The organism is Corallococcus caeni (genome assembly GCF_036245865.1).
GTDB classification, from domain to species: domain Bacteria; phylum Myxococcota; class Myxococcia; order Myxococcales; family Myxococcaceae; genus Corallococcus; species Corallococcus caeni.
Genome location: NZ_BTTW01000007.1, coordinates 276,866 through 303,424, shown reverse-complemented (window position 1 = coordinate 303,424; position 26,559 = coordinate 276,866). Strand labels below are relative to the sequence as shown.

The following is a 26,559-nucleotide window of genomic DNA, read 5'->3' as shown; positions in this document are numbered from 1 at the left end:
TCCGAAGCATCACAGCCGATTCCCTGAATTCAGCCTGGGACGCGGCCCGCGGCGCCGCGCACCGGCCCTGATCTTCCTTTGAATCCTCTTAGAGAGGACGACCTTCAGCGTCTCCACTCCAACAAATCCAGAGCCTTGGGCGGCCTGTTTACTTCTGGTCAGCACCTCTCCTAGTGAAATCACGTCACTTCAAGTCCGTCTGTGTTTCACCCATTCCCTTGCCCGCGAGCGGCAGGTGAATCCTGAGAATCTTTTTATAAAAGACTCTCATCCACGACATCGGGCAATGCCGAGGGGGCGTTGTGTTTTCACACCAGAAGAGAAGCCTTGCGTCACGACACGGGCGGACCGCGCTCTTCGCCGCGCTCTGCGGCGTGATGGCCTGCGAGCCGCGCGCTCCCGGTGACGCGCCGGAAGGCACGGCGGGCCTGGGAGCCACGGCGCAGGGCATCCAGATCGTCAACCTGCCGTACCGGGACAAGATCTTCCCCGCTCCCGTCCCTCCCCCCTCCCCCGCCTGCGCGCGGACCGTCAGCGCGGAGGTGGTGGCCTTCGATCAGGTCTACACCTACAACCGCCTGGGTTCCTACAACCCGACGGGGATGATCTACGCGCTCCGCGACGACGTGGAGTCCATCGACGGCAAGCCCGGCCTGATTCCGGGCAACGTCCGCCTGAAGGCGGACAAGCGCCCGCGCCCGCTCACGCTGCGCGCCAACGTGGGGGACTGCCTCACGGTCCAGTTCCACAACATGCTGGCGCCCACGCGCTCTGCCATCCCCAGCCCGTCCCAGTCGCAGCCGGGCGTGAGCCGGGCGTCGGGCTCCAGCAATGGCTGGACGTTCCTGCGCAAGGTGCTGCCCGCGTGGGTGCTGACGCCCACGTATGACCGGGTCAAGTCGCTGCTCCAGAACGCGCCCGCCGGCGGCTTCTGGGTCTCCTTGGGCGACGAGGGCAAGTTCGACGACGCGCACCGGGAGGACTCTCCGGCCACGCGCACCGCGTCCATCCACGTGCAGGGCCTGCAGTACTTCTCCATGGGCTCGGACGGGGCCTGGGTGGGCAAGAACGCCAGCAGCCTGGTGAGCCCCGGCGCCAGCACCACGTACACCTGGTACGCGGACCACGAGGGCGTCTTCTTCTTCTACAGCATGGGCGCGTCGTTCGGCGGCCAGGGCGACGGCGGCTCCACGGTGCACGGCCTCTTCGGCGCCCTCAACGTCGAGCCGCCGGGCGCGCGGTGGTACCGCTCCAAGGTGACCGGCAAGGTGCTGGATGCCGTCACCACGTCCCGCAACCCCGACGGCACGCCCGTCATCGACTACGAAGCGCAGGACGGCTCGGGGCGACCGCTGCTGGCCATCCTGGACGGGGACAACCGCATCCGCCACGGCGACCTGGAGGCGCTCATCACCGGCTACTCCAGCACGGTGGTGGGGACGTCCACGTCACGCGACACCGGCAGCTTCCGCGAGCTCACCGCCATCTACCACGACGAGGTGAAGGCGGTTCAGGCCTTCGACGAGCTGGAGTGGAACCCCACGTTCCACAGCGTGCGCGACGGCTTCGGCATCAACTACGGCGTGGCCGGCCTGGGCGCGGAGCTGCTCGCCAACCGCGCGAAGATTGGCCCCACCAAGGACTGCGTCACCTGCGAGTACGAAGAGTTCTTCCTGGAGTCGTGGGCCAACGGCGACCCCGCGATGAACGTGGAGAAGGACGCCTCCGGCCGCGCCACCCAGGCGCTCTACCCGGATGACCCCACCAACGTGCACCACAGCTACCTGGGGGACCCGGTGCGCATCCGCAACATCCACGCGGGCCCCGCGGAGACGCACGTCTTCCACCTCCACGCCCACCAGTGGAAGTTCTCTCCCAGCGTGGAGGCGTCCAACTACCTGGACTCGCAGACCATCGGGCCGGGTTCCACGTTCACCTACGACATCAACTACGGCGGCTCCGGCAACCGCAACTTCACCCCGGGCGACTCCATCCACCACTGCCACCTGTACCCGCACTTCGCGCAGGGCATGTGGGCGCTGTGGCGCGTGCACGACGTCTTCGAGTCCGGCACGAGCGACCGCCGCCTCCCCGACGCGGAGATCAAGAACGGCACGCCCAACCCCGCGGTCATCCCGCTGCCCGACCGGCCGATGCCGCCCATGCCCACCTACGCCAGCACCACCGTCACGGACTCCAACGGCCGGCCGGTGACGCGCCCGGCGTTCCCCGGCTTCCCCTTCTACATCGCGGGCATGTCCGGCCGCCGCGCGCCGCAGGCGCCGCTGGACCTGGAGTACGACGGCGGGCTGCCGCGCCACATCGTCACGCGCGCCGTGGGCACCGTGACGTACGGCGCCTCCGGCCGCTTCGACGTGGACCCCGCCGCGCTCAACATCAAGCTGCTCCCCCACAACGGCACCCCCATGGAACAGAACGCCATGGCGTTCCACGCGGGCGAGTTCCCCAACGCCTCCGGCGTCACCACCCTCTACGGGGACGCGGCCGCCGGCTATCCCGCGTACACGCCGCTGGGCGGCAGCGGGACGTTCACCGTCAACGGGCGCAAGGCGGTGGCGGGGGCCCCCTTCGCGGACCCCTGCCCCGCGAACGCGGGCGTGCGCAACTACCGCGCGGCCTACCTGCAGATCGACCTGCAGCGCATCAACCGCGCCGGGTGGCATGACCCGCAGGCCCGGCTGATGGTGCTCAACGAGGACGTGCCCGCGACGCAGGACGGCCTGCGCCCGCCCGAGCCGTTCTTCTTCCGGGCCCAGTCCGGCGAGTGCATCAACTTCTACGCCACGAACCTCATCCCCAAGCACCTGGAGCCGGACGCGTTCCAGATCTACACGCCCACGGACGTCATCGGGCAGCACATCCACCTGGTGAAGTTCGACGTGACGGCGGCGGACGGCGCCGGCAACGGCTGGAACTACGAGGACGGCACGCTGTCCTCCGACACCGTGGCGGAGCGCATCCACCTGGCCAACGCGGCCGGCGGCGCCTTCGCGGCGGACGGCAACGTCGGTGAGACGGGCACCCGGGTGACGCTCTCCGCGCCCGCGTCGCACCCGCGCATCAGCCGCGCGCCGGGCACGGCGCAGACCACGGTGCAGCGCTGGTGGGCGGATGACCAGTCCGCGCAGCGCACGCTGGAGACGGTCTTCACGCATGATCACTTCGGCCCGTCTTCGCACCAGCAGCACGGCTTCTTCGGCGCGCTCATCGTGGAGCCCAAGGGCTCCAAGTGGCGCGACCCGCGCACCGGCGTCTACTACGGCTCACGCGTGGCGGACGGCGGCCCCACCAGCTGGCGCGCGGACGTCATCACCGCGGACCCCAGCCAGAGCTTCCGCGAGTTCACCCTGGGCTTCATGGACTACAACCCGCTCTACGACGAGTGCGGCCAGCCCGTGAACCCTCCCAACTACAAGGAGGACGCGCTGCCCTGGGCGGTCGGCTTCGAGCCCGTCCCCATGCCGGAGGCCATCAGCGCCGCGGACCCGGGCGGCATGATGATCAACTACCGCAACGAACCCATCCCGGTTCGCATCTCCTCCCGGTCCACGCGCTGCGGCACCCGCAAGCTGCTCGCCACCAAGGCGGGGGAGATGTCCAACGTCTTCCGCTCGGACATCCACGGCGACCCCTACACCCCGCTGATGGCGGGCTACGAAGGCGACCGCATCAAGATCCGCCTGGTCCAGGGCTCGCAGGAGGAACAGCACAGCTTCAGCCTGCACGGCCACAAGTGGCTGCGCGAGGGCGGCGACCCGAACAGCGGCTTCCAGAACGCCCAGGCCATTGGCATCTCCGAACACTTCGAGTTCGAGCTGACCGGCGGCCTGCCCGCCATCGGCGGCGCCTACGAGACGGCGGACTACATGTACATGAGCGCCTCCAACGGCGACCTCTGGAACGGCATGTGGGGCCTCTTGCGCACGTACCGCAACAAGCAGAAGGGGCTGCGCTCGCTGGGGGACGTGGCGATGCTCGCGGTGGACCTGAACCCGCGGCTGGACCTGGCGGTCTCCGCGGGAGGCAAGGAGCCGCTCCAGGCGTACCCGCCCGTGGCGCTGCTGGACATGCCGGAGCGCGCGGGCCTGCCCCGGCTGAGCGAGACCGACGAGACCATCCAGGCCTCCTATGAGATCAACGAGAAGGGCGAGGAGGTGAAGGAGCGCACCGTGGCGTTCGCGCTGGAGGAGCGCGAGGCGATGCTGAAGATCGACCGCGAGCTGGTGCTCCAGTACGAGAACAGCGGGAAGCTGGGCGTCAAGCCGGTGAAGATTGACTCCTGCCCGCGCAACGCGCCGGTGCGGCTCTACACGGTGTCCGCCATCGACGCGCGCAACTGGCTGCCCGGCGGACGGCTCGTCTACAACAGCAAGCACGGCTTCTATGATCCGGACGCCATCATCTTCGCCCGCGACGAGTACCTGTCCGACCTGAAGCTGGGCAAGCGCGCCCCGGAGCCGCTCGTGCTCCGCGCGCGGGCCGGCGAGTGCGTGCAGGTGGTGCTCACCAACCGGCTGCCCGCCACGGTGCCCACGAAGAAGGACGTGTGGGCACACCACTCGGCCATCACGTCCAGCTTCAACGTCAACCAGACGCGGATGTCCAACCACGTCTCGCTGCACCCGCAGCTGGTCAACGTGGACGTGAACACGGACGACGGGGCGAACGTGGGCCTCAACGCCCAGCAGACGGTGCCGCCGGGCGGCGTGCGCACGTACCGCTGGTTCGCGGGCGAGTTCAAGAGCTCGCCCTGGACGTCGCCGTACCCGGTGGGCCAGGTGACGCCGATGGAGTTCGGCATCGTCAACCTGCGCAACATGGCGGACGTGGTGAACCACGGCATGCACGGCGCCATTGGCGCGCTGGTCATCGAGCCGAAGGACGCGGACTGGAGCACCGACTCCGGCACGGACGCGCAGGCGCGCGTGCGCTACACGCGCCAGGACGGCAGCAAGCAGACGTTCCGCGAGTTCGTCCTGCTCTACCAGGACGACCTGGGCCTGCACACCGACAACCCCCGCTTCCAGGACTCCGGCGCCAGCGGGCTGAACAGCGGTACGGCGCTGCGCAACACCAACGGCATCGACGACTCGCAGGACACCGGCCAGAAGGGCTTCAACTACCGCACCGAGCCGCTGTGGGCCCGCCTGGGCGTCCCGCCGCAGACGCCGCCGGAGGACACGAACAACTACGACCTCACCGCCATCCTCAGCAGCGCGACCCACGGTGACCCGGCCACGCCGGTGTTCACCGCCAAGGTGGGTGAGCCGGTGCGCTGGCGCGTGGGACAGCCGTCCGGCCACTCGCGGCAGCACGCGTTCAGCATCCATGGCGCCGAGTGGCACCGCAACCCCTGGGCCGCGGGCGCGCAGTCGCGGGTGATGGGCCCCAACGCCACGTCGCCGGTCATCTCCACGCAGGGGGGGTCGTCCGTGATGCACCACTGGAACATCGTCCCTGAGTACGGCGCGGGCGGCGCCTACGGCGTCACGGGCGACTACCTGTACCGCGACATGCCCAGCTTCCTCTGGAGCAGCGGCGGTCTGTGGGGCGTGTACCGGGTGGAGTAGCCCCGGTGCCCCCTCCCGGGCGGCGCGGCGGTGGAAGGCTCCCCTTCCCCTCGCGCCGCCCCCTTCCTCGTTGCTGGCCTCACCTCTTCGAACCGCCCATGCGCAAGCCCTTCGTCCTCGCCACCGCCGGTCTGCTGTCCACCGGGCTCCTCGCCATGGGTGGTCACGTTTTCCTCTCGCGAGTCCCCGCCGCGCCCGCGGCCCCCCGGTCCGCGCCCTCGCCCCTCACCGCGCCCGCCGTGAAGGTGACGCGCGAGGGGGTATCGCTCGCGTTCGACCTGACGCTGATGCCCCGGCCACTGGAGGCCGGACAAGGCTCGCCGCTCCAGGCGGTCGCGCGCGTCGCCGTCACGGATGCGCGCACGGGCGAGCCCCTGGCGGGGCGCCGTCCCCTGGCGTGGATGCGCCTGCGCCCCCAGGGCGAGCCTGCTCCGGACGACGCCGCGTGCACGGCGCGCGTGAAGACGTACCTGGGCGGGCTGCTGTCCGCGCAGGCGGACGTGGACTTCAACGCGTACTGGTTCCTCACGCTCAACCACGACCAGACGGTGTCCGTCATCAATCCGCAGATCGCCTTCGACCGGACAAAGCTCCAGCACCTGGTGTCCGTGGGCGGTGGCGCGGCGGACTGGGCGCTCTTGCCGGACCGCTCCGCGCTGTACGTGACGGTGCCGGCGCAGGACACCGTGTCCGTGGTGGACGCCCAGCGCTTCGTGGTGACGCGCCCACTGCGCGTGGGCCGCCAGCCGGGGCGCATCGCGCTGTCTCCGGACGGCCTCACCGCCTGGGTGAGCAACGACGGCGACGGCACGGTGAGCGTCATCGACACGCCCGGGCATGCCGTGCGCGATCCGGTGGACGTGGGGGCGGGCCCGCACGCCTTCGGCTTCTCCGACAGCGGACGCACCGCCTGGGTCTCCGCCCGCGACGCCACGGCATTGACGGCGCTGGACGTGGCCTCCGGCGAGGTGCTGGGCCGGGTGGAGGTGGGCGCGGGCGTCACCGCGCTGGCCTGGAGCGACGTGGCCCGGGCCCTCTTCGCTTCAAGGCCCGGAGCGCACGAGGTGGTGGTGGTGGACGCCGCACGCCGCGAGGTGTCGCGCCGCATCCCGGTGAAGGGCGGGCTGGACGCGCTGCGCTTCGACAACACCGGCCGCTGGGCCTTCCTGGTGCACCAGGACACCCACACCGTGGACATCCTGGACGCGGCCTCCGGCCAGGTGGCCCACACGCTCACCGGCTTCTCCGCGCCGGACTCCGTCGTGTTCACGGACGCGTTCGCCTACGTGCGCAACACCACCGACAGCCACGTGACGCTGGTGGAGTTGAAGACGCTGGAGGGCACCGGCACGCCCGCCCAGGTGCGCATCACCATGGGCCAGCGGCCCGCGGCCGAGGCACGGGAGTTGGGCCGGTCGGACCCCATCGCGCCGCTGCCGGAGGGCAATGGCGTCATCGTCGCGGGCAACGCGGACCGCGCGCTGTTCCTCTACCAGGAAGGCATGATGGCCCCACGCGGCACGCACCTGAACTACGGCCGTGAGCCCCGCGCGGTGATGGTGTTGGATCGCTCGCTGCGCGAGGTGGAGCCCGGCGTCTTCACCGCCCGGGGCAGCGTGCGCGAGAACGGCACCTATGACGTCCAGGTGCTGCTGGACAACCCCCGGGTCGTGGCGTGCATGGAGTGGACGGTGGGCCAGGTCCCCCTGGACGCGTCGTTCGCGAAGGTGCTGCCCTTGAAGCTCACGCCGGAGTTCGACGCGAAGCGGACCTTCGCGCCACAAGAGACGGTGCCGCTGCGCTTCCGTCTGGAGCCCACCGCGGGCACGGGCGCGCCCCCGGTGGCGCCGGAGGAGATCCGCGTGCTGCTGTTCCGCACGCCCGGCACCTGGCAGGTGCGCACCGAACCCCGGCGCGTCGCTGACGGCGTCTTCGAGGTCGACTTCCGGCCGCCGTCGCCAGGCCAATACAAGTTCGTGGTGGGCGTGGAGGGCCGGGGGCTCGACCTGGGCCGCCTGCCCACGTCCACCCTCGGCGTGTCGTCCCCGCTCGCGGCCGCCCTCACCTCCGAGTCCACCCCATGACGATGCCCTCCCTGAAGCAGGCCCTGTTCGCCCTGGCGCTGACGTGCGCGCCGCTCGCGCACGCGCAAGAGGACGTGCGCGTCCCCCTCCCCGCCCAGCCGGCGGCGCCCGCGTCCCTGGAGGTGACGGTGCCAGACGTGGCGCTGGTGGATCAGCACGGCCGGCAGGTGAAGCTGTGGACGGACCTGGTGCGCGGGCAGACCGTGGCCATCAACTTCATCTTCACGCGCTGCAAGACCATCTGCACGCCGGTGACGGCCACGCTGGCCCGGGCGCGCAAGGAGCTGGGCCCGAAGTCGAACGTGCGCTTCATCTCCATCACGCTGGACGTGAACAACGACACGCCGGAGCGGCTGGCGAAGTTCGCGGAGCCCTTCCACCCCGGGCCGGACTGGTCCTTCCTCACCGGCGAGCCCGCGAAGGTGAAGGAGGCGCTGGTGGCCCTGGGGGGCTACGTGCCGGACAAGGAGTCGCACCGGCCGCTCGTGCTCGTGGGCAACGCGCTCACCAGCCGGTGGACGCGCGTGGACGGGCTGGGCAGCCCCTCGCGCATCGTGGAGGCGGTCAAGGAGGCCCAGGCGTCCTCCGCCGCGCCACCCGAGCTGGCCGCCGTGGACGGCACCGCCGCCCAGGACGCCGCGGCGGCGAAGTACTTCACCAACACGGAGCTGGTGGACCAGCACGGCAAGACGCACCGCTTCTACGAGGACCTGGTGCGGGGCCGGACGGTGCTCATCAACTTCGCGTTCACGTCCTGCAAGGGCGCGTGCTCCCCCATCACGCAGCACCTGGCGCAGGTGCAGAAGCAGCTGGCGGGGCGCATGGGCAAGGACGTGCACATGCTCACGCTCTCCGTGGACCCCACCAACGACACGCCGAAGAACCTGGCGAAGTTCGCGAAGAAGTTCGGCGCGCAGCCGGGGTGGTATTTCCTCACGGGCTCCAGGGAGAACCTCACGCTCGTGCTGAAGAAGCTCGGCGGCTACGCGGAGAAGCCGGACGAGCACAACACGACGCTGCTCATCGGTGACGCCTCCACGGGCATGTGGGTCAAGTCCCCGGCCATGGCGATGGCGGACAACATCGTCGCCGCCGTGGAACACCTGAACGATCCCAGGTGAGGGGGCACGGCATGCGCGGGAGGCGCGGTGACGGGACGGGGCTCACGCCAGGGGCGCGGTGGGGCGTGGTGCTGGTGCTCGCGGCCGGACTGCTGCTGCCCGGTTGCAGGCGCGAGGCCCCTGCGCGGGCCGCGACTCCCGAGGAGGTGAGGCGCGGGCGCGGCTTCTTCCAGCGGGGCCAATCCCCCCAGGGCTCACCGCTCACCGGCCTCCTGGGGCCCGAGCGGGTGGAGCTGGAAGGGGCCGTCGCCGCTTGCGCCCGGTGCCACGGCCCTTCCGGACGGGGCAGCCGTGAGGGCGGCGTGGAGGTGCCGGACATCACTCCCGGCTCGCTCCAGCATGCGCGCGCGGTGGGGCTGGAGGACATCGAGGACCGCTCACGCCCCGCGTACACGCGCGCCACGCTGCTGCGCGCCATCACGGAGGGCCGCTCCGCCGGCGGCCGTCCCCTGGGCGTGGCCATGCCGCGCTACGTGATCACGGAGGCGGACGCGGACGCCCTGCTCGGCTACCTCCAGACGCTGGATGTGGCGCCGGATCCCGGCCTCTCCGCGACGACGCTCACGGTGGGCGCGGCGCTGCCGTTGACGGGGCCGCTGGCGCCGGTGGGCCAGGAGGTCCAGGCGGTGGTGCGCGCGATGTTCGAGGACGTGAACGCGCGCGGCGGAGTCTTCCGGCGCCGGCTGGAGCTGGTGGTGGAGGACGACGCGGCGCTGTACGCGGCGGCCGCGTCCTCCGCGGGCGCGGATGCCACGGCGCGACTGCTCGAGCGGGACGTCTTCGCGCTGGTGGCCAGCCTCCGCCCGGCGACGCTCGCGTCCGACGCGCGGCTGGAGCGCGAAGGCGCGCCGCTGGTGCTGCCCCTGCCGCTGGAGCCAGGACCGCCGCCGGACGAGGGGCCGGTGTTCTTCCTCTACCCGGAGCCCTCCGCCCTGGCCCGGCTCGCGGTGCAGCACCTGGCCAGCACGCAGGCGCCCCGGCTGCGCCGGCAGCCGCTCGCGGTGGTGCATCCAGGGGACGCGGCCGGACGCGCGTGGTGGGAGGCCGTGCGCGCGGAGGCGGACCGCCGGGAGCTGGCCCCGCCGCTGGACTGGGGCCTCGCGCTGGAGGAGACGGAGCCGGGGCCGGCGCCGTTCGCCGTGCTGTACACCGGGACGTCCGAGGGACTGGCCCTGCTCGTGCGCACGCTGGCCGCCCGCGCGATGAAGGTGCCGGTGTTCGCCCCGGGGTCGCTCGCGGATCCGCGACGGCCGGAGCTCACGCAAGGGCAGGTCACCTTCCTGTCGCCCCTGGGGCTGGGCGAGCACGCGCCCGACCTGGAGGCGCTGACCGCGTTCATGGACCGGCACGGCTTGAAGCCCGGCCACACCGCCTTCCAGCTGGGGGCCTACGCCGCCGCGCGGGTGTTCGTGGAGGCCGTCACCCGCGCGGGCGCGGACCTCACGCGCGCGGGGCTTCAACAGCAACTGGAGTCCCTGCGCGACTTCGACACCGGGGTCTCTCCGCCCGTCAGCTTCGGCGTGAACCGCAGGGTCGGCGTCCAGGGCGCGCAGCTCGCGACGCTGGAAGCGACGGGACGCCTGCGGGCCGCGTCAGACTGGATTCCCCTGTCACCCTGAGGCCCGGCCCTCCAGGGGCGGCGCGGCCGGCAGCTCCAGCACCAGCTCGGCGCCGGGCCCCGTCCCCGGCGCGACGTAGGCCCAACCCCCGTGCCGCCGCGCGACCTCGCGCACGATGGCCAGGCCCAGCCCCGCGCCGGGCCTGGGCTCCGCGCCCGCGACGCGGTGGAAGGGTTCGAACACCGCGTCGCGCTCCGCCAGGGGGATGCCCGGGCCGGTGTCCCTGACGCTCACGAGGAAGCGCCCCGCCTCCGCCGCGAGCCGGACGTGAATCTCTCCGCCCCGCGGGGAGAACTTGAGGGCGTTGCCCAGCAGGTTGTCCACCGCCTGCCGCAGGCTGCCCGCGTCGAACGGGGCCTGCGTCCCGGCGGGCGCTTCCAGGTGGATGAGCAGGCCCCGCCGCTCGGCCTCCGCGCGGGCACCTTCCACCGCGTGCGTCAGGAGCAGGCCCAGGTCCCCCTTCTTCCAATCCCACGCGCCGCGCCCCGCGGTGGCCATGTCCAGCAGCGAGTCCGACAGCACCGCCAGCCGGTCCACCTCCGTGCGCGCGTCCTGGAGCGCGGCGCGCAGCTCCTCCAGGCTCCGCTCGCGCCGCAGCGCGAGGTCCAGGCTGGTGCGCATCAGCGCCAGCGGCGTGCGCAGCTCATGCGCCGCGTTCGCGATGAGCCGCTCCTGCGCCTCGCGTGCGCCGCGCACACGCGCCGTGGCCTCTCGGAGCGCCGCGCCCACCTGGCCGATCTCGTCGGTGCTCGTGTCCCCATCGAAGGACAGCGTGAAGTCCCCTTCGCGCAGCCGGTCCAGGCTCCGGGCAATGGCCCCCAGCCGCCGCGACAACCGGCGCGCGAGCAAGGTCTGGACGATGAGCAGCAGCCCTCCCATGAGCGCCGTCAGGGAGAACGCCATCCGGAAGAACGACTCCACCGAGCGGTCCACCTGTCCCAGCGAGGCCAGCAACCGCAGCCCGTACCATTCCCCCTGCGGCGAACGCACGTTCACCATGACCTCGCGCCACCGGCTTCCGTCCGGAGCCACCTCGGTGGTCAGCAGCGGAGGACCCTCCCGGTTGCCCGGCACTCGGCGCGGCGGTTCGGGCGCGCCCTCGGCGACCGGTGGATAGCGCATCACCAGCCGCCCATCCGCCTGGTAGAGGTAGCCCTGCGGGGCGAAGGGGCGCACCGCCTCCACCAGCGGAGAGACGGCCATGTGCAGGTGGACCTTCTGCCCGGGACCGTCGAAGAGGCTCACGCTCTCCACGGCGGCCTGCGCAAGCAGCGCGCGATCCAGCGAGCGTTCCAGGTCCGCGCGGAACAGCTGCCCCGCGACCGCCAGCGCGCCCAGCGTGGCCAGCGCGGGCAGCAGGGCCCCGTGCAACCACAGGCGCCGCGTCAGCTTCATGCCGGGAGCCCACCCGGCAGCGCCACCACGAGCTTGTAGCCCACGCCCCGCACGGAGCGGATGGTGACGTGCGTGGCCTCCATCCGCTCCAGCTTCGTGCGCAGGTACCCGACGTACACGTCGAGCACGTTGGCGCTGCCGTCGAAGTCCGGCCCCCACGTCTGCTCCATCAGCCGCGCCCGCACCTGGGGCTCACCGGGATGGCGCGCCAGGGCGCTGAAGAGGGCGAACTCGCGCGCGGTGAGCGACTCCTCGCGCGAACCGAGGCGCAGGATGCGCCGGCCGGGATCCAGCACCAGCTCCCCCAGGCGCACCACGCCGTCCTTCGCTTCGCTCCGGCGCCCCAGCACCTCCAGCCGCGCGAGCAACTCCTCGAAGTCGAAGGGCTTGACCAGATAGTCGTCCGCGCCAGAGCGCAGGCCCTTCACCTTGTCGGCGGTGGTGCCGCGCGCCGTCAGCATCAGCACCGGAGTGCGCACGCCGGCCTCGCGCCAGCCCTTGAGCAGCGTCATGCCATCCGTGTCCGGCAGCGACCAGTCGAGGACGATGACGTCGTAGTCCTCCGGGCATCCCAGCGCGAGCGCCTCGCTGCCCCGCGAACAGACATCCAGGGTGTGCCCCTCTTCCCCCAATCCCTTGCGAAGCAGGAGCACCATCTTCGCCTCGTCTTCGACGAGCAGGAATTTCATGTGCTGTACCCCCTCCTCGAACCGCGCCATCCGGAAACGAAGTGTTACGGATTGTTTCACGGTCCCCCACTCGGGGACCAGCCTCCCCGGAAGGCCGGTGTCGCGCGGGGTCCAACGGACGCCCGCCACGCGTTTGTCACACCGAGGGGGACTTCAGCGCAGGGCCGGGGTGAAGCGACCCCGGCTCCGAGGCAAGCTGGAGGTCCGGCGTCAGGGAATGGATGACGGGCGAGCAGCCCGGCGTTCACGCTCCGGAGCCTGGGAGGCCCTCATGACGGTCGACGTGGAGCGGGCGCTGGCGGAGGTGTTGCCGGCGGAGGCGGTCATCACGGATCCGGACGTGCTCGCGGCGCACCGGAACGATCAAGCCGAGTGGGCGCCCTCGGGCATGCCGCGTGTGTTGGTGCGGCCCGCCTCCACCGCCGAGGTCCAGGCCGTGCTCCGCGTGGCCACGGCGCTGCGCGTGCCGGTGGTGCCCCGGGGCGCGGGCTCCGGCCTGTCGGGCGGCGCGAACGCGAGCGACGGCTGCATCGTCCTGTCGCTCATGCGGATGAACCGCATCCTGGAGGTGGACCGGCGCGGCATGCTGGCCGTCGTGCAGCCCGGCGCACTCAACGGCGCGGTGAAGGCCGCCGCCGCGGAGCAGGGCCTCTGGTACGCGCCGGATCCCGCGAGCTGGGAGTTCTCCTCCATCGGCGGCAACCTGGCGACGAACGCGGGAGGCCTGTGCTGCGTGAAGTACGGCGTGACAGGCGACGCGGTGCTGGGCCTGGAGGCGGTGCTCGCGGACGGCACCGTGGTGCGCACCGGCGGACGCACGGTGAAGAACGTGGCGGGCTATGACCTGACGCGCCTCTTCGTCGGCTCCGAGGGCACGCTGGGCGTCCTCACCGAGGCGACCCTGCGGCTGCGGCCCCGGCCGCCGAAGGCGACGACGCTGGTGGCCGCGTTCCCGACGCTCGTGAGCGCGGGCACCGCCGTCTGCGACATCATGGAGCGCACGCGCCCTTCCCTGCTGGAGCTGATGGACCGCACCACCGTGCGCGCCGTGGAGGCCTGGAAGCCCATGGGCCTGGACGTCGAAGCCGCGGCCCTGCTCCTGGCGCGCTCCGACGCGGGAGGTCCGCAGGGAGAAGAGGAGCTGGCCCTGATGGTCGCGTCCTGTGAGCGGGCCGGCGCGACCACCGTGATGAGCACCGCCGACGAGGTCGAGGGCGAGCTCCTCATGGGCGCCCGGCGCTTCGCCTTCCCCGCGCTGGAGCAGCGCGGCGCCACGCTGCTGGACGACGTGGGCGTGCCCGTCGTGCGCATCCCGGAGCTGCTGGCCGAAGTGGAGCGCATCGCGGAGCGGCATGGGGTGCTCATCGGGACGTTCGGGCACGCGGGCGATGGGAACATGCACCCCACCGTGGTCTTCGACCGGAAGGACGCGGCGGCCCTGGCGCGGGCGAAGGAAGCGTTCGACGACATCCTGCGCGCGGCGCTGGCCCTGGGCGGCACCATCACGGGCGAGCACGGGGTGGGTTCCCTCAAGCGCGGCTTCCTGGGCGCGCAGCTGGGTCCGGAGACGCTGCGCCTGCACCAGGCAATCAAGGGCGCGCTCGATCCACTGGGCCTCCTCAACCCCGGCAAGGTGCTGTGATTCCGGCGGGTTGGCGGGGGCGCGCGGAAAAATAAATCCGGTGTCGATCCCGCGGGGGTGCGTTCGTCGCGGGGATGAAGGCGACGTTCACCTCATCCATTCCCGTCAGGAGACGCACCATGGGCACCAAGATCTTCGTCAACCTCCCCGTCGAGTCGCTGGACCGCGCGGTCGGGTTCTTCACGAAGCTGGGCTACTCGTTCAACCCCCAGTTCACCGACGCCAACGCCACCTGCATGATCATCAGCGAGGACATCTACGCGATGCTGCTGGTGAAGCCGTTCTTCAAGAGCTTCATCAAGAAGGACATCTCGGACGCGAAGAAGGCCACCGAGGTCATCATCGCGCTGACGGCGGAGAGCCGTGCTGCGGTCGACGCGCTGATGGAGAAGGCGCTGGCGGCGGGCGCGAAGGAGACCAAGGAGAAGATGGACCAGGGCTTCATGTACCAGCGCAGCTTCGAGGACCTGGACGGCCACCAGTGGGAGTCCTTTTGGATGGACCCCGCCGCCGCGCAGCCGCAGCAGTGACTCAGAGAGGGCGCTTCATGCCCTCGTGACGGCGCTTGTCCGTCGTGAGCTGCATCAGCCCCCCACACCGCTTCAATCCGTGAGCGAGGGTGCTCGCCGCGGGAAGCGGTGTGCGAGCTTGGACAGCTCGACGGCGCTGACGGGAATGAGCCCCAGCAGCATCGCCAGCGCGCACTCCCTCCAGGAGAACGGCTCCAGCCGGAAGAGCGTCTGCGTGGCCGGGAAGTAGTGGATGGCGACCTGGACGACGGTGGACACCCCCACCACCCCGAGCAGCCGCAGGTTGGTGAAGGCGCCCACCTCCCAGAAGAGCCGCGTCTGGCTCCGCGCCGCGAACGCCCGGAACAGCTCGGAGAAGATGACCATGAAGAAGGTCAGCGAGCGCGCGCTCTCCAGTCCACGCGAGTGATACGTCCAGATGAAGGTCGTAAGGCCCACCGTGGCCATCAGCGCGCCGGTGAAGAGCACCGCGCCCCACTGTGAACGGCCCAGCATGGGCTCTTCCAGCCGGCGCGGCGGGTGCTCGAGCACGTCCTTGTCCGTCGGGTCCATCACCAGCGCCAGCGCGGGCAGTCCATCCGTGACCAGGTTGATCCACAGCAGGTGCAGCGGGAGCAGGGGCGCCGGGAGCCCGGCCACTGAGGCACCCAGCATCAGCGCCAGCTCCCCGGAGTTGCCGGCCAGCAGGTACACCAGCGTCTTGCGGATGTTCTCGAAGATCCCCCGCCCCTCCTGCACGGCGGCGACGATGCTGGAGTAGCGATCATCGGTGAGGATCATGTCCGCGGCCTCGCGGGTGACCTCGGTGCCCGTCAGGCCCATCGCGATGCCGATGTGCGCCTCGCGCAGGGCCGGCGCGTCGTTCACGCCGTCTCCCGTCATGGCCACCACTTCGCCGCGGGCCTTCCATTCGCGGACGATCTTGAGCTTGTCCTCGGCCGTGACGCGGGCATGGACGGCCAGGGACGGGGCTTCCCCTGCGTGGAGGATGCCCATCTCCCGGGCGATGGCCTGGGCCGTGATGGGGTGGTCCCCCGTGAGCATCACCGTCCGCACGCCCGCGCGCCGGGCCGCGGCGATCGCGTCGATGGCGTCCGTGCGCGGCGGATCCGCCATCCCCACGAGGCCCAGCAAGCGCAGCTCCTCCTCGTGGGTGTCATGACCGGTGGCCACGGCCAGCACCCGCAGCCCGCGGCGGGCCATGTCCTCGTTGGCGGCGAGCGCCCCTTGCGTGCCCGAGCCGCACCGGGGCAGCAGCACGTCCACGGCGCCCTTCACGTAGAGGACGCCGTCCGCGCGGAGGATGGACATCCGCTTGCGGTCGGAGTCGAACGGGAGGACCGCCCTGCGGGGGCGCTCCCGCTCGATGTCCTCGCGGCGGATGCCCCGCTCGGCCGCGGCCAGGAGCAGCGCGACCTCGGTGGGGTCTCCCGTCCCGGTCCGGCCCTCCTCGCCCAGCTCCGCGTCGCAGCAGGCAGCCGCCGCGAAGAGGAGCGCCGGCCCGTCCTGTCCCCACAGCTCCCGGACGGTCATCCGCCCCGTGGTGAGGGTGCCCGTCTTGTCGGTGCAGATGACGGACGCCGAGCCCAGGGTCTCCACCGCCGGCAGCTTGCGCACCAGCACATTGCGCCCGGCCATGCGCTGGACGCCGATGGCCAGCGCGATGGTGACCACCGCCGGCAAGCCCTCGGGAACGGCGGCGACGGCGAGCGAGGTGGCGCTCAGGAGCACCACCAGCCAAGGCTGCCCGTGAAGCAGGCCCAGCACGAACACCACCGCGACCAGCCCCAGGCAGAGAAAGAGGAGCATGCGGCTCACGCCCGCGAGGCGCACCTGCAAGGGCGTCACGCTCTCCTCCGCGGATTCGAGCAGGTGCGCGATCCTCCCGAGCTCCGTCCGCATCCCGGTGGCGATGACCTCGGCGCGCCCTGTCCCGCTCGTGACCGCGGTTCCCAGGAACACGCAGTCATGGCGCTCCGCGAGCGGAGCCTCCGGAGCCACCGGCACGGCGTGCTTCTCCACTGGCGTGCTCTCGCCCGTCAGTGGGGCCTCGTTCGTCGCGAGCGAGTGGGCCTCGAGCAGCCGCGCATCCGCGGCCACCACGTCGCCCGCCTCCAGGACGAGCACGTCCCCGGAGACCACCTGGGCGGCGGGAACGAGACGGGAGCGGCCGTCGCGCAGGACGCGCGCGCGAGGTGCCGTCATGGACCGCAGCGCCAGCACCGCGCGCTCCGCCCGGTACTCCTGGAAGAAGCCCACCAGCGCGTTGAAGAGGACGATGGTGCCAATGGCGACGGCGTCCGCCAGCTCCCCGATGAAGCCGGACAGGATGCAGGCGCCCAGCAGGAGCCAGATCATCGGCGAGTTGAACTGCTCGAGGAACTGACGCACCGGGGACCGGGCTTCGGCCCGCCGGATTTCATTGGGCCCCTGCTCACGCAGTCGTCGAGCGGCCTCCTGGGACGTGAGGCCGGACGCGCCCTGGAGGGGCTCCGTCCCCTGGGGCTTCCGGCCTGGCGGCTCCTGTCCCTCGATCGTCGGATCCATGACAGGTCTCCTTTCAGGAGATGGGCCCTGGGGCTTCCGACTCCACGTCCACGTTGCGAAGGAGTTCGGCCGCGTCCTCCGGCGCGACGGCGTTGATGGCGATGCCCGAACCCAACTCGAAGCCCGCCACCTCGCTGATGCGCGGGAGGATGCGCACGTGCCAGTGGTAGTACCGGACGCGCGCCTCCTCGGCTGGAGCGGTGTCGATGACGTAGTTGAAGTCGGGATTGCCCAGGCCGAAGAAGAGCCGCCTCAGGACGGAGCGCAGCATCTTCGAGAGACCGTCCAGTTCCGCCGGGGAGATGTCACCGAAGGAAGCTGTGTGGCGCCTCGGGTAGATGTTCACCTGGAAGGCCACGGCCGAGGCGAAGGGGGCCGCGGCGACGAAGTGCTCGCTCTGCTCCACGATGCGCTCCCCCGCCGCGAGCTCCTCCCGCATCAGCTCGCAGAAGATGCACATGCCGGACTCGTCCCAGTGACGGCGTGCTTCGTAGAGCCGCGTGCGCAGCCATGAAGAGATGACCGGCGCCGCGATGATCTGGGAGTGCGGATGGTCCAGGCTGGTGCCGGCACCTCGGCCGTGGTTCTTGAAGAGGGTGACGTGGGCAATGCGCGGGTCCTCGCTCAGCCGGATGAAGCGCTCGCGGTAGGTCCGCAAGATGGCCTCGACATGCGCCTCGGGCAGGAGCGCGGGCGTGAGCGCATGGTCCGGCGTCTCGATGAGCACCTCGTGGAAGCCCGCCCCCGTGAGGCTGTGCCGGCCGGCACGGCGTTGCCACTCCAGCGCTTGTCCTTCCATGAGCGCCGGATACCTGTTCGGGATGACGCGCAGCAGCCACCCCGCACCTCCGGGGGCAGGCAGGCGCAGGCGCTCGAACGGGGTGAGGGACTCGTTGCCCGGGCAGAAGGGACAGGAGGGCACGAAATGCTCTGCCGGTGGCCGCGCGGGGCCTGCATGCGCAGGCTGCGGGCGGCCCGCGCGCTCGGGAGCAATGAGGACCCACTCCTTGGTGAAGGGGCTCTGACGGAACTGGGACATGGCTCCCCCTTCAGTGAGCCCTGACGTCGTGGCCAGGAGCCTCCAGGAAGGTGGAGCGGCAGGGCTCCGCCAGGGTGAAGATGGCCGCGTCGGAGTCCGGGAGGAAGGCGCGGATGAAGCTCCAGACGTCCGGGTGGGGATGTGACGTGTCGAGCAGGGAGTCGGGTGCGACGCCACGATAGGACTCGAGCGAGCGCTCCCCGACGTCCACGAGTTCCAGCATGCTGCTCGCTCCCGCCCGGCGGCCACGCGCTCCTGCAGGCATGTCGCGGAAGCTGGGCTTCGAGGCGCTTCGGAGAAACTACCCGCGGGGGCAACCTATTGCCCACTCGGCGCGCACCTCGGCTTCCGCCACGGCTCGGCCGCGGCAGTGATTCAGAGAGGGCGCTTCATGCCCTCGTGGCTCGCCACGAATCCCAGCCGCGCATAGAAGCGGTGGGCTTCGTGGCGGCGCTTGTCCGTCGTGAGCTGCATCAGGCCGCAGCCCCGGGCCCGGGCGCGCTCCATGGCGTCCACCATCAACGCCTCACCGATGCGCTGTCCCCGCAGATCCGAGCGCACGCGCACCGCCTCCACCAGCGCCCGCCGCATCCCGCCCCGGCTCAGGCCCGGGATGTACGTGAGCTGGAGCGTGGCCACGACCTCCCCGTCCTGTTCCCCCACGATGAGCTCGTTGTTCGGGTCCGCGTGGAGTTCATCGAACGCGGCGCGGACGGAGGGGCTGATGTCCTCCGTGTTGCCAGTGCGCGACTGCGCGATGGCGTCGTCCGCGAGCAGCTTGAGGATGGTGGGCAGGTCCGTGGCCTGGGCGTGTCGGAAGGTGATGGAGGGCATGGGCAAACATCCTAGAGGGGTCGAACCCGGTCGGGGCCGTCCTCCATTCAGTCACCCTCCGGCCCCCTCCCCTCCCGCCCAGGTCGGTCGACCGGCGAAGGGGGTGGGAATATAAGCCCCCCAGCTCCATGGGGAGCACGATGGGCCCGTCCCGGACGACGAAGGAGCACGCGCGCGTGGCAAGCGACGGCGAAAAGAGCTCGCAGGGGGAATCCACCTTCGCTCAGGCCATCCTGGGTGACGACACCCTGACGTCTTCATGGGCGAGGCGTTGGCTGGCCCTGTCCTTCAGCACGCGCGTGGTCCTGGCGACCGCGGGCTTCGCGGCGCTGCTCTTCGTGCCCTACCTGGGCGCCGTGGGACTGTGGGACCCCTGGGAGACGCACTACGGCGAAGTGGGCCGGCAGATGATCCAGCGCAGCGACTACGTCTATCCCTTCTGGGAGAACGCGTGGTTCTTCTCCAAGCCGCCGCTCACCATGTGGATGCAGGCGCTGGGGATGAACATCGTCGGCGCGCTCAAAGGCGACGGCGCCATGGGCCTCTACACGGAGTGGGGCATGCGGATGCCCTTCGCCCTCTTGAGCATCACCGCCGTGGCGCTCCTGTCGCTGGCGGTGGCGCGGGTGGTGAGCATGCGCGCGGGTCTGGCCACGGGCTTCGTGCTGGCCACCATGCCGCTGTACTTCCTGCTCACCCGTCAGACCGTCACCGACACGCCCTTCGTCACCACCTTCGTGTGCGCCATGGCGTGCGCGCTCATCGGGCAGTTGGACGACACCACGAAGCACCGCGCCGGCTGGTGGTACGCGTTCTACGTCTTCGCGGGTCTGGCCACGCTGGCCAAGGGCCTGTTGGGCGTGGGCCTGCCCGCGGTCATCCTGGTGCTGTACGCGGCCGCCGCCGTCATGCCGTGGAGCCGCGAGAGCCTGGAGGCGCACCTGCGCTGGCTCTTCAACGGCGACTACCGGGCCGAGGTGCGCGCGGGCACGCGGACCATGCCGGTGCTGTGGGCGCAGATGTACCGGATGAAGCTGGGCACGGGCATCCTCGTGTTCTTCGCGGTGGCGGTGCCCTGGTACCTGACGCTGTGCCTCTTCGACGGCGTGGACGACGAGGGCAAGCTGTTCTGGTACCGCTTCTTCATCCATGACCACCTGAACCGCCTCACCGCGGGCGTGTTCACCACCACGCCGGGCGGGTCGTTCACCTACTTCATCGAGCAGGGCGGCTTCGCCATCTTCCCGTGGGTGGCGCTGCTGCCCGGCGCGTTCGCGGTCGTGTCGCGCCTGAAGCTGCGCTCGCGGGACAAGGCGGACCACCTGGCGCTCATCGCCGTGCTGTGGGTGGCGTTCGCGTTCTACCTGCTGGCCTCCAGCGCCACGAAGTTCCACCACTACGTCTTTCCCATCCTGCCGGGCCTGGCCATCCTCATCGCGCTGTTCGTGGACCGGCTGTGGAAGGACGGCATCTCCGAGCACGCCGTGAGCCTCATCTTCGGCCTGGTGCTCTTCATCCTGGTGGGCAAGGACCTGGCGGAGAACCCCAAGGACTTCACCGACCTGTTCGTCTTCAACTACGACCGGCCCTACCCGCAGGACCTGGTCTCCCGGCCCATCGCGTTCTTCTCCTCGCGCCCTCTGTGGATGGGCGACCTGGTGACGCTGGTGCTGCTGGCCTTCGGCGTGTACCTGGCCTTCGACGCGTTCTCCTCCAAGGTGAAGCAGGAGCGTCCGGCCGCCGGGCGTGCCGTCGCGCTGGGGCCGCTGCTCACCGGCGGGGCCACGCTGGCCGCGGTGGCCACGCAGGGGCAGGTGTCCGCCATGGGGCTGTGGGGCGTGGCGCTGCTGGCGCTCGCGGGCTTCCTCGTCTGGCAGTCGTCGCGGCCGGAGGAGGCGCCGGGGCGCACGGTGCTCCAGGTGGTGGGCTTCGGTCTGGCGCTGGTGGGCGTGGCGCTGGCGGTGCGCGGTTTCAAGGGCCCGCCCGCGTCGGACGCGCTGTTCAAGGCCCTGTCCGGCACCATCAACGTGAAGTTGGGCATGGGCTTCGCGTTCGGCGTGGCCGGCGTGCTGGCGGTGGTGGCCGCGCTGCAGCGCTCGCGCGTGCTCTTGTTCAGCACGTTCTGGGGCCTGGCCGCGGCGTTCGCGCTCTGGTTCAACTGGGGCCACTGGGTGGACCTGTCCCACCACTGGACGCAACGCGACCTGTTCTGGCGCTACTACAACCAGCGCCAGGCGGGAGAGCCCATCGCCGCGTACATGATGAACTGGCGCGGGGAGACGTTCTACTCGCGCAACACGGTGGAGCAGTTCCGTGCGAGCGACGCCAACACGCGCATGCGCCGGTACGCGTCGCGGCCTGGGCGCAAGTGGGCGCTGGTGGAGCACAACCGATTGAACCTGCTGCGCACCGCGGTGGGCTCCGACAAGACCGTCACCCTCATCGACCGGGACATCAACAACAAGTTCGTCCTGGTGACCATCGAGTGAGGCGACGCCGCGCGCGGAAGTGCCGGCACGTTGCGCGTCAGCGCGTCAGCGCGTCGACGTCGCCGCGTGCCGGCTGCCGCGCCAGCGCGAGTACACCTGGGTGAACTCCGCGCCGAGGAAGAGCAGCTGCGAGGAGTAGTAGACCCACAGCAGCAGCACGGCGAAGGAGCCGGCGGCCCCGTATGAGGAGGACACGCTGCTCTTGCCCAGGTAGAGGCCGATCCCGAGCTTGCCCAGGCTGAAGAGGAAGCTGGTCACCGCGGCGCCGAGCCACACGTCCTTCCAGGCGACGCGCGTGTCGGGCAGGACCTTGTAGATCATCGCGAAGAGCACCGTGGTCACGGTGAAGGCGATGGCCAGGTTCACGAGCTGCAGGACCGCCTCCCAGCCGGGCAGCAGGCCCACGAGGAAGGTGCCGGCGGCAGCGAGCGCCGCGCTCAACACGAGCGAGACGAGCAGCAGGAAGCCGATTCCCAGCACCATCGCGAAGGAGAGCAGGCGCTGGCGCACGAAGGCGAGCAACCCGTTCCCCGGCTTCTTCTTCACCTTCCAGATGGCGTTGAGCGAGTCCTGGAGCTGGACGAAGACGCCGGTGGCGGCGAAGCCGAGCACGAGGATGCCGACGACGGTGGCGAGGATGCCCGAACTGGGCCTGCTCGCGCTGGCCACCAGATCCTCGACGACCTTCGCGCCCGCGTCGCCGAGGAGGCCCTGCAGCTGGCTCTGGAGCGCCCCCTGCGCCGCCTCCCGTCCGAACACGAGGCCCGCCACGCCGATGGCGATGATGAGCATCGGCGCCACGGAGAACAGCGTGTAGTAGGCGAGCGCCGCCGCCTGCGCGGGCACGTTGTCGTCCACCCACTCGGACAGGGTCTGCTTCAGCAGTGGCCAGACAGGGTGCTGTCTCATCGGCCCCTCGCTCCCCTGCGGCGGCATGCGCGCTGGGATGGAACAGGATGCTCCTACCGTCATCGTGACGGCCGCGGCCGCGCGCAACGGCCCGCCTCCCCTTCCCCCGAGGACCTGCCAGGCAGCTATCGGGTTTCGAGCATCGGAGTCCCCTCCCCCCAGAGGAAGACGCGCTACAGGGAGAACCTCACGCCCACTCGCTCATGCAGCAGGTGAACGTTCCTGCCGAGGAGCCGCACGTAGGTGTAGGCCGCTCCCAGGTTGAGCGCGAACCATCGGTTGGGGTGCCACTCCACCCCGGCCCAGACTTCCGGGAAGGCGCCCAGGCGCGATTCGAAGTTGGGATCCGACTCGCTGTCGCCGTCGTCATCGAAGTCAAGGTCGAGCGATTGCACGGTGGTGACGAGAGGCAGCCCCAGCAGCTCCCTGCCCGCTCCCGCGGCGCCGAGCTTCACCCCGCCACCGAGGTACGGAACCCATCGCTGGCCTGCGTCGTCGCGCCAGCGGTAGAGCAGCCCCGGGGTGACGCCCACCTCGGAGAAGGTGGCATCCCCGGAGCCACCGACACCCACCTCCAGCGGCAGCCGGAACGCCCACCGGGAACCGAGATCCAGTTGGAACGAGGCCTGGAGGCTGATGCCCACCGCCGTCCGGCCGCCCGAGAACGCCTGCATGGGCCCCACCGCGAGGGGCTCCAGGTTGATTCCCGCACCGAAATAGCCCGAGCGCGGCACGTCACCCGCGGTCGCTGTCGAGGCGAGGACGACGAGAAGCGATACGAACGTCATTTCATCTCCAAAAGAACAGAGCGCGCAGCGGTGTGCCGCGATGATGCGATCTCCTGGGTGCGCAGGGAATCTCCTTCATCCATGACCGCCCCCGCGTCCCGGCTCTTCGATGCACTCCGGGTATGACGGCTTCATCGGGGCCGTGACTTGTTATCGTGCGCGCCCATGAATGAGCCCACAGCCGTTTCGGATCCCCGCATCGGCTCGGTGTTGCAGGAGCGCTACCGCATCATCGAGCGGCTCGCCGCCGGTGGCATGGGCATGGTGTACCGGGGCGAGCGGCTGGAGGTGGGCAAGCCCGTCGCCATCAAGTTCCTCCATGCCTGGGCCGCCGGGGACGAGGAGTTCCGCAGGCGCTTCCAGGTGGAGGCGCGCGCCACGAGCCGCCTCACCCATCCCTGCTGCGTGTCGGTCATCGACTTCGGCGTGGACCAGGACTCGCCGTTCATGGTGATGGACTTCGTCACCGGAGAGACCCTGCGGAGCCTCTTGCGCGACGGTCCGCTGCTCCCGGCGCGGGCCCTGGGCACCGTGCGGCAGGTGCTCGCCGGCCTCGCCCATGCCCACGCGCAGGGCATCATCCACCGCGACATCAAGCCCGAGAACATCATCGTCACCCACGCGGAGGGGCTCGGGGAGCAGGTGCGAGTCCTCGACTTCGGGCTGGCCAAGCTGCGCGACGAGGTGACGGGCCTCACCTCGGGGATGATGCTCGGGACGCCGTCCTACATGGCCCCGGAGCAGATCCACGGCGAGCCGGTGGGCCCGCCCACGGACCTGTACGCCACCGGCGTGCTGCTCTACGAGTTGCTCACCGGGAAGAAGCCCTTCAACGCCACCAGCAACGCGGAGCTGCTGCGCATGCAGCGCGAGGTGACGCCGCCCCGGTTGCGCGACGCAGCCCCTGACGCGGGCTTCTCCGCGGAGCTCGAAGCGACGCTGGCGAAGGCGATGGAGAAGGCCCCGGGGGATCGCTTCCAGTCCGCCACGGAGTTCCTGGCCGCCCTCGAAGGGGCCGGGGTGGGTCCGGCGGTGTCTCCCGTGTCTGCCGTGGCCGCCGATGCACCGGTGGCGCCGCGCGCCTCCTCGCCCACGCCGTCACGTCCCAGGGAAGAGGTGCTCGCGACCCGCAACGTCCGGGCGCAGCCCCGCGCGACGCCGGTGGGCCTTCAGGCCGAAGCCCGTGCCCCGGAGCCCCTGCCGGTGGCTCCGACGGAGGCCGTGGCCAGGAAGGAGGAGTCCGAGGCCACGGTCCGGTCTGGCCCCATCACACCCTCACCCACCCGGAGCCGCTCGCGCCGGGTGGTAGGCGGCGCGGCGGTGCTCTCCCTGGCCGCGGTGGGCCTTGGCTGGTGGGCGGTGGCGTCAAGGTCCACGAGCCCGGCGCCTGTGTCCTCGGAGCGCCCTTCGCCCAAGGCCCCCACGCCGGAAGAAGCACCGGCGGAGGCTCCAACGGGCGCCACGGAATGGCAGCCCGTCGTGGAGCAGCTCCCGGGCATCGACGAGGCCCAGCGGTTGATCAAGGCGCAGCGACGGGACGCGGCCCTGGCGGCGTTGAAGAAGCTGGCGGCGAAGTACCCGACGAGCGCCTACGTCCGCTACCTGGAGGGGAACGTCGACTTCGACAACCTCCGCTGGGTGGATGGCGTGGCGGCCTACCGGGCGGCGCTGCGCAATGACGCCGCGTACCGCAACGCGCCGGTCATCATCCAGGACGCCATCCACTGCCTCGTCAGCGACCGGTTCCACGGCACCTGCGAGGACTTCCTGCGCAAGGACCTGGGCGAGGCCGCGGTGCCCGCGCTGGAGGATGCGGCCCGGGAGCACCCCATGGCCAGCGTCCGCACCCGGGCCGCGGCGCTGCTCCGCCAGCGAGACCGCGATTCCAAGGACGGCTCACGTTGAGTCCCCGGCGGCGCGCGAGCTGCTGGAAGCGCCCGCTGAAACAGACGTCGCAGGCAGTTTGTTTTTATTGATGTGTCCACATCTTGACGGAAAACGGACGACCTGAGTCTATTCAGGGCATGGCTACTCTTCACGATTTCAAGACGGTCTTGACCGAGCTGCGCGCTGCCCGGAACGCGCTTCCCCCGGAGACGGCGAAGAACTTCCTGGGGTTTGGTGGAAGCCATGTCTACAAGCGCGACGTCGCGAGGGCGCTGGGGCAGGACCTCATTGATATCTGTGCCGACTGTGTGAACGCCCTCTCGGATCGCTCGACGGCCCGGTTCAACTTCAATGACGAGGTCGCCGTCATTGATGTCCTGTTGAACATCCCGATGGTCACCAAGCCGAAGGCCCAGGTTCAACGCCTGCATGCGGCGGCGCTCGTGTTGCGGGGGCATTGCCAGACAACGGCGACCATCAACAGGCCGGATGCGGTTTCGACCCGGAACGACTGGAATGGCGCGAAGGCCATCAATGTCGTCATGGCCGAGCTCAATGGAAACCGGGGGCTGCTGACCGACAAGCAACTCGCGGGGCGGGCGCAGCTGCTCATCAACAACGCCGGCGACCCCGCCAACATCGCCGACGGTGATGGGTGGAACTCCAGCAGGCGGGCGGTCGTCGCGAATCCGCTGGAGCGCGTCCCCGAGGGGAGCCGGGACCTCGTAGCGTTCGCGAAGCAGGCGTCGCTCGACAATGCTCAGATGGGCGCCCTGGCCATCTGCCACGCCACGGCGGCCGGGATGATCAACATCCTGGGCCGCAAGCACGCCACCTACAAGGCGGGAGGCAGGGGCCCCGCCCTTCGCGAGCAAGCACGGGCCCTCGCCGTGCAATTGCTGTCGGATCACAACAAGCTCTATCTCTTGCACTTCCGGTGCACCGCCCAGGCGGATGGGCACTCGTTCATGCTGTGCATGAACCATGACGGCACGGTGACGCTCTCCGAGTCCTGGGCCAACCCGGCGGGCAACGGCCTGTTCCTGGAGCTTCAGGCAAGCAAGGTGCTCAGGGGTCGGGCGGAGATTTCGAACGCCAACGCCATCATCGCCGTCAACCAGATCTTCGACGCAGCTCCCGCCGTCCGCACCCAGGGCTATGGCCGGCTCTCACAAGCCTATGGAGACAGTGTGCTCTACGAGCTGCGCGCCCATGACGAGCACGCGGTGGGTCATCATTGCGGTGACGCCTGTCGAGCCAACGACGCCGACATCTCCATCGTGGTCCGCGCCCGGCAGCTCACGAAGCCGGCGACGGTGAGGCATCGGCTCACGGAGCTTCGAGGCGTCTACGACGCCATCGCGTAGAGGGCTCGCGGCTCAATCCCCTCTCATC

At 70.5% G+C, this 26,559-nt stretch carries 17 protein-coding genes; 9 read left to right on the top strand and 8 right to left on the bottom strand.

Annotated elements, in window-relative coordinates; all coding sequences use genetic code 11:
• Nucleotides 1-377: 377 nt before the first annotated feature.
• From AABA78_RS28260 to AABA78_RS28245, 4 genes are all read left to right on the top strand, one after another.
• Complete coding sequence (locus tag AABA78_RS28260; RefSeq protein ID WP_338267646.1) at nt 378-5,591, top strand: copper oxidase; 5,214 nt, start codon at nt 378-380, stop codon at nt 5,589-5,591.
• A gap of 98 nt (nt 5,592-5,689) precedes the next feature.
• Nucleotides 5,690-7,675 (top strand): YncE family protein, encoded by a 1,986-nt coding sequence (locus tag AABA78_RS28255; protein ID WP_338267644.1) that lies wholly within the window; start codon nt 5,690-5,692, stop codon nt 7,673-7,675.
• Complete coding sequence (locus AABA78_RS28250) at nt 7,672-8,796, top strand: SCO family protein (protein ID WP_338267640.1); 1,125 nt, start codon at nt 7,672-7,674, stop codon at nt 8,794-8,796. The genes AABA78_RS28255 and AABA78_RS28250 overlap by 4 nt, the downstream gene beginning before the upstream one ends.
• Before the next feature lie 11 nt (nt 8,797-8,807).
• The gene (locus AABA78_RS28245; protein WP_338267638.1) at nt 8,808-10,415 is read left to right on the top strand and encodes an ABC transporter substrate-binding protein; all 1,608 of its coding nucleotides are present in this window, start codon (nt 8,808-8,810) and stop codon (nt 10,413-10,415) included.
• Here AABA78_RS28245 and AABA78_RS28240 read toward each other — a convergent pair.
• Nucleotides 10,407-11,810 carry a sensor histidine kinase gene (locus AABA78_RS28240; protein ID WP_338267636.1) on the bottom strand — a complete coding sequence of 468 codons (1,404 nt, stop codon included), beginning with the start codon at nt 11,808-11,810 and terminating at the stop codon, nt 10,407-10,409. The two genes, AABA78_RS28245 and AABA78_RS28240, sit on opposite strands and share 9 nt — an antisense overlap.
• The gene (locus AABA78_RS28235; RefSeq protein WP_338267633.1) at nt 11,807-12,499 is read right to left on the bottom strand and encodes a response regulator transcription factor; all 693 of its coding nucleotides are present in this window, start codon (nt 12,497-12,499) and stop codon (nt 11,807-11,809) included. Before AABA78_RS28235 ends, AABA78_RS28240 begins: the two co-directional genes overlap by 4 nt.
• Nucleotides 12,500-12,770: 271 nt before the next feature.
• Here AABA78_RS28235 and AABA78_RS28230 point away from each other — a divergent pair, with 271 nt between their 5' ends.
• Both AABA78_RS28230 and AABA78_RS28225 read left to right on the top strand, forming a co-directional pair.
• On the top strand, nt 12,771-14,141 hold the full coding sequence (locus AABA78_RS28230) for an FAD-binding oxidoreductase (RefSeq protein WP_338267632.1): 1,371 nt from the start codon (nt 12,771-12,773) through the stop codon (nt 14,139-14,141).
• Between the two features lie 119 nt (nt 14,142-14,260).
• Entirely contained in the window at nt 14,261-14,671 is a 411-nt protein-coding gene (locus tag AABA78_RS28225) for a VOC family protein (RefSeq protein ID WP_338267630.1), read from the top strand.
• Nucleotides 14,672-14,743: 72 nt separating this feature from the next.
• On the opposite strand, the gene AABA78_RS28220 is transcribed toward AABA78_RS28225, so the two are convergent.
• The 4 genes from AABA78_RS28220 to AABA78_RS28205 all read right to left on the bottom strand — a co-directional run bounded on the left by AABA78_RS28220 (nt 14,744) and on the right by AABA78_RS28205 (nt 19,091).
• Nucleotides 14,744-17,218 carry a cation-translocating P-type ATPase gene (locus AABA78_RS28220; protein ID WP_338267629.1) on the bottom strand — a complete coding sequence of 825 codons (2,475 nt, stop codon included), beginning with the start codon at nt 17,216-17,218 and terminating at the stop codon, nt 14,744-14,746.
• A gap of 13 nt (nt 17,219-17,231) precedes the next feature.
• Nucleotides 17,232-18,257, bottom strand: coding sequence for a galactose-1-phosphate uridylyltransferase (locus AABA78_RS28215; protein WP_338267627.1), 1,026 nt, complete (start codon nt 18,255-18,257; stop codon nt 17,232-17,234).
• Nucleotides 18,258-18,267: 10 nt separating this feature from the next.
• The gene (locus AABA78_RS28210; protein WP_338267624.1) at nt 18,268-18,480 is read right to left on the bottom strand and encodes a hypothetical protein; all 213 of its coding nucleotides are present in this window, start codon (nt 18,478-18,480) and stop codon (nt 18,268-18,270) included.
• Between the two features lie 152 nt (nt 18,481-18,632).
• Nucleotides 18,633-19,091 (bottom strand): GNAT family N-acetyltransferase, encoded by a 459-nt coding sequence (locus AABA78_RS28205; protein ID WP_338267620.1) that lies wholly within the window; start codon nt 19,089-19,091, stop codon nt 18,633-18,635.
• A 176-nt stretch (nt 19,092-19,267) separates the two neighbouring features.
• Here AABA78_RS28205 and AABA78_RS28200 point away from each other — a divergent pair, with 176 nt between their 5' ends.
• Nucleotides 19,268-21,580, top strand: a complete 2,313-nt coding sequence (locus AABA78_RS28200; protein WP_338267619.1) for an ArnT family glycosyltransferase — start codon at nt 19,268-19,270, stop codon at nt 21,578-21,580.
• A gap of 45 nt (nt 21,581-21,625) precedes the next feature.
• On the opposite strand, the gene AABA78_RS28195 is transcribed toward AABA78_RS28200, so the two are convergent.
• Both AABA78_RS28195 and AABA78_RS28190 read right to left on the bottom strand, forming a co-directional pair.
• The gene (locus AABA78_RS28195) at nt 21,626-22,489 is read right to left on the bottom strand and encodes a YihY/virulence factor BrkB family protein (RefSeq protein ID WP_171416317.1); all 864 of its coding nucleotides are present in this window, start codon (nt 22,487-22,489) and stop codon (nt 21,626-21,628) included.
• A 173-nt stretch (nt 22,490-22,662) separates the two neighbouring features.
• The gene (locus AABA78_RS28190) at nt 22,663-23,277 is read right to left on the bottom strand and encodes a hypothetical protein (protein ID WP_338267617.1); all 615 of its coding nucleotides are present in this window, start codon (nt 23,275-23,277) and stop codon (nt 22,663-22,665) included.
• Nucleotides 23,278-23,442: 165 nt separating this feature from the next.
• Between AABA78_RS28190 and AABA78_RS28185 the strand changes: the two genes are divergently transcribed.
• Both AABA78_RS28185 and AABA78_RS28180 read left to right on the top strand, forming a co-directional pair.
• Nucleotides 23,443-25,182 carry a serine/threonine-protein kinase gene (locus AABA78_RS28185; protein WP_338267616.1) on the top strand — a complete coding sequence of 580 codons (1,740 nt, stop codon included), beginning with the start codon at nt 23,443-23,445 and terminating at the stop codon, nt 25,180-25,182.
• A gap of 119 nt (nt 25,183-25,301) precedes the next feature.
• Nucleotides 25,302-26,531 carry a hypothetical protein gene (locus AABA78_RS28180; RefSeq protein ID WP_338267614.1) on the top strand — a complete coding sequence of 410 codons (1,230 nt, stop codon included), beginning with the start codon at nt 25,302-25,304 and terminating at the stop codon, nt 26,529-26,531.
• The last annotated feature ends 28 nt before the right edge of the window (nt 26,532-26,559 follow it).